We start from the raw sequence: 4,248 nt of genomic DNA on the forward strand, positions 1-4,248 counted from the left end.
TCGCCCGTGGTGCTGCCGATGGCGATGGGACGCGACGGAGACCGGTTGCTGCTGCACGGTTCCACCGGCGCCGGGATGTTCCTCGCCGCCCGCGCCGGAATCGAGGTGTCCGTCGCGGTGACACACCTCGACGGACTCGTGTTCGCCCGGTCGGCCTTCGACCACAGCATGAACTACCGCAGTGCCGTGCTGTTCGGAGTGGCCACACCGGTCGTCCCGGACGAGAAGGAACGTGCGTTGAGGGTGGTGAGCGAACATCTGATGCCGGGACGCTGGGACGAGGTCCGGTCGCCGACCCCGAAGGAGCTGGCCGCCACCACCGTCCTGGAGGTGCCGCTCGCCGAGGTGAGCGTGAAGGTCCGGGCCGCCGGTCCGGGTGAGGATCGCGGGGACGGCGAGGACCACTCCGTGTGGGCGGGAGTGGTGCCCCTGCGTACCGTCGCCGACGATCCGATCCCGTCACCGATCACCGGTTCCGCGAGCGCACTACCACGTTCCGTGCGCGCACTCCTGTGATCTCGTTCGGAGTGTCCGCCGTGTCCACCCCCGATTCCGGCATCGGTGATGAAAGGATGCCCGGGTCGGGGGAACAGATCGGAGTCGCCGCGAGTGCCACCAACGTCCGTGTCCGTGAAAGCCGCACGCAAGCGGCTCGGTGAACTGGTCCGAGAGGTCAACGACGACACTGTCGCCGTCGAGATCGTCGGCAAACGTGGCACGGGCGTCCTGATCTCCCAGGACCGTTACGCGGCGCTGCAGGAGGCGACCTTCCTGCTGCGCTCCCCCGAACTGATGGACAGCCTCCGCCGCGAGATGCAGCGGGCGCTGCTCGAGGACGCCGAGCCGGCGGACGAACCGCCGCTACGATCCGCTCGCCGGCGCACGAAGAACAAGAAGAAGCGGAAGAAGCGGAAGAAGCGCCATCGTTCCCGCTGAGCGCCGACCTGCCGAAGCGTCGTCGGTCCGTCGTCCACAACAGTTCGGGCCGGATCGACCCATCCCGTACATCTGCACACCGTCACCGTCACCGACGACCACGGCCTGCCCGGCACCCGACTCGTCCAGGGCCGGCCGAGACGGCCGACTCCCCGAGAGCGCCTGATCGAGCAGAGGTGCGCGGGATCGGACGGTCAGGTGCCGCAGAAGGTCCGGAAGGACTCGGCGAACGAACGTGGTGCCGGCAAGGCGTATTCGGCCCACTCGGCACGCATCTCGAAGGGATGCGTCACCACGTCGAGCAGTGTCGCGAACGGCGCGAGGTCGCCGGCCGTCGCGGCCTTCAGAGCTGAATCGACGTGATGATTACGGGGGATGTACAGCGGGTTCACCCGGTCCATCGCCTCGGCCCGCTCTTTCGCCCCACGGTTGTCGCTCGTCGCGGCGGCGTGCCAGCGTTCGAGCCAGGGCGCTGTGCGCTCGCGCGGCACGAGCATGTCCAGGGATGCCGGATCTCCTCGCAGTTCGTCGGCGAGGGCACGGAAGGTCGCGGTCCAGTCGGCGCCGTGCTCTTCCAGCAGGGCCAGCAGATCGTCGACCGAGACCCGGTCGAGCGCGTCCTCGGAGAGGCCGAGCTTCGCCGCCATACCGACCCGGTAATGGTGCTCGTAGCGCACGTCGAAACTGTCGAGAACCGCGGTGACGGCGCCGATCGCCGCGTCCGGGGTGGAATCGACCAATGTGAGCAGGGTTTCGGCGAGACGTGCCAGATTCCACTTCAGGACGGCAGGCTGGTTGCCGAAGGCGTAGCGCCCACCGTGGTCGATGGAACTGAACACTGCGGCCGGATCGAAGGCGTCGACGAAGGCACACGGACCGTAGTCGATGGTCTCTCCCGAGATGGTGGTGTTGTCGGTGTTCATCACGCCGTGGACGAAACCGACGAGCATCCACTGCGCGACCAACGCCGCCTGGGCCTCGACCACGGCGGCGAAGAAGCCCAGGTAGCGGTTGTCCTCGCCGGTCTCCGGCCGGTCGAGCAGGTGCGGATAGTGCCGGGCGATCGCGTGGTCGGCAAGCGAGCGCACGATCTCGCCCCGTCGCACCGCGAACTCGAAGGTCCCCACCCGCAGGTGACTGGACGCGACCCGGGCCAGCACCGCTCCGGGCTCGACACCCTCGCGGTACACCGACCGGCCGGTCGCCACCACCGACAACGAACGGGTGGTCGGGATACCGAGCGCGTGCATGGCCTCGCTCACGAGATATTCGCGCAGCATCGGCCCGACAACCGCGAAACCGTCCCCGCCCCTGGAGAACGGCGTAGGGCCCGAACCCTTGAGATGCAGGTCGGCACGTTGGCCGTCCCCGTCGACGAGTTCGCCGAGCAGCAACGCGCGACCGTCGCCGAGCAGCGGGGCGTATCCGCCGAACTGGTGACCGGCATACGCCATCGCGACAGGCTTGGCGCCGACCGGCACCGCCGAGCCTGCCAATACGGCTACCCCGTCGGCGCTGCGCAAGGCCGCCACGTCCAGGCCCAGTGACACCGCGAGCTCCTCGTTGAGCGCGAGCAGTTCGGGTTCGGGCGCCTCGGTGCCCTGCCACGGCACCGACAATCCACTCAACTCGTCGGCGAAGGAACTACCGAGACCGGATATCGTGGTGTTCGTGCCGACGGGGAAATCCGGAATCGCAGTCATCCCTCGAGGGTAACCGTGTGACTCCGCCGCCTGTCGCGGGCAAATGGAACGCCGGTGCACCCCGGTCACCGGCGGCGCATCATTTCGCCCCGAACCGGGTATCCGCCCCCGTGCATCCCGACCCGGACGGTCCTGGCCGCCCCTCCCGGCAGATCCGGATCCGCGACGTCGCCGAGCACCTCCGCGATGTCATGCGGGCCGGGCCACCGGACGGTCACGACCGCGTGATCACCGGGATCAGCGACGACTCCCGGACGGTGCAGCCGGGTGATCTGTACGTAGCGTTGCCCGGGCGTCACGTCCACGGCCTGGACTTCGCGGCCGAAGCCGGCTCTCGCGGTGCGGTCGCGGTGCTCAGCGACCGGCCATCGCATCTGCTGCCGACGTTCGTCGTCGATCGGCCCCGCGACGTGGTCGGTCCGCTGGCGTCGTGGATCCTCCGTCATCCCTCCCACGACCTGCAGGTCCACGGCATCACCGGCACCAACGGCAAGACGAGCGCGACCTATCTCCTCGACACCGCGCTCTCCGCGAACGGTGTCGTGACGGGCATGATCGGCGGTGTCGTCGTCCGCGGTCCCACCGGGGTCCGGCCCGCAACCCGCACGACCCCCGAGGCCGCGGTGGTGCACCGAACCCTCGCCGAGTTCCGCGACCAGGCTGTGCAGGCGGTGACGCTCGAGGTGTCTTCGCACGGCATCAGTCAGGGCCGCATCGACGGTGTGCGGTTCCGCACCGTCGCCTTCACCAATCTCGGACCCGACCACCTCGACTTCCACCACACGATGGAGCAATACTTCGCCGCCAAGGCGGCACTGTTCACCGCGGATCGCGCGCAGGCCGCCGTGGTGAACATCGACGACGAGTACGGCCGACGCTTGGTGGCGTCGGTCGAGGTACCTGTGTGGACGCACTCGACCCGCGATGTCCGCGCGGACATATACGCGGACACGATCCGGTGCGACCTCAACGGCACCACCTTCACCGTGCACACGCCGTCCGGACGTGCGCCGGTGCGACTGTCTCTGCTCGGACCCCACCAGGTGGCCAATGCGCTGACGGCACTCACCTCGGTGGCCGCCGCCGACGGAGACGTCCTGCACGCCGCGGCGGGTCTGGAAACCCTCGCGGGTGTGCCCGGCCGACTCGAACGCGTCGACGCCGGTGAAGGCGTTCTCGCGTTGGTGGACTACATGCACAACACGTCCGGGCAACGCGAACTGTTGCCGTTCCTCCGCTCGCTCGCTCCCGAGCGGAGGCTGGTTCTCGTCATCAGTGCGACCGGAGAACGCGATCCCGGCAAGCGATTTCCGCTCGGCCACACCGCAGCGACCTATGCCGACGTCGTGGTCGTCACCGACGACAGTCCGCTCTCCGAAGACCCGCGCATTCTCCGGGAAGCGGTCGCCGAGGGTGCGCATGCCGCGCACGGTGCCCGTGTCGTCGTCGAACCCGACCGTCGCCGCGCCTTCGAGATCGCCGTCTCCCACACCGGTCCCGGAGATGTCGTCGTCGTGGCCGGGCGGGGATGCGAGGCACGCCTGGTCTCCGGGGAGAGGATTCAGTTGTTCGACGACCGGGACGAACTGCGGCGCGCGCTGCACCGCAC

At 68.8% G+C, this 4,248-nt stretch carries 4 protein-coding genes; 3 read left to right on the plus strand and 1 reads right to left on the minus strand.

The window, feature by feature from the left end:
• Positions 1-516, plus strand: a 516-nt coding sequence (locus tag R1101_RS27210; RefSeq protein ID WP_016934585.1) for a pyridoxamine 5'-phosphate oxidase family protein, incomplete at its 5' end; no start/stop codon positions are given.
• Between the two features lie 114 nt (positions 517-630).
• Positions 631-936 (plus strand): type II toxin-antitoxin system Phd/YefM family antitoxin, encoded by a 306-nt coding sequence (locus tag R1101_RS0117095; protein WP_232284777.1) that lies wholly within the window; start codon positions 631-633, stop codon positions 934-936.
• A gap of 194 nt (positions 937-1,130) precedes the next feature.
• Here the strand turns inward: R1101_RS0117095 and R1101_RS0117100 are convergent, their stop codons facing one another.
• The gene (locus R1101_RS0117100; RefSeq protein WP_016934587.1) at positions 1,131-2,639 is read right to left on the minus strand and encodes a protein adenylyltransferase SelO; all 1,509 of its coding nucleotides are present in this window, start codon (positions 2,637-2,639) and stop codon (positions 1,131-1,133) included.
• Positions 2,640-2,656: 17 nt separating this feature from the next.
• Here R1101_RS0117100 and R1101_RS27215 point away from each other — a divergent pair.
• Positions 2,657-4,248 (plus strand): Mur ligase family protein (locus tag R1101_RS27215; protein WP_232284778.1); only part of this gene is annotated, 1,592 nt, incomplete at its 3' end.

Source organism: Rhodococcus sp. R1101, assembly GCF_000278445.1.
Lineage (GTDB): Bacteria > Actinomycetota > Actinomycetes > Mycobacteriales > Mycobacteriaceae > Rhodococcus > Rhodococcus gordoniae.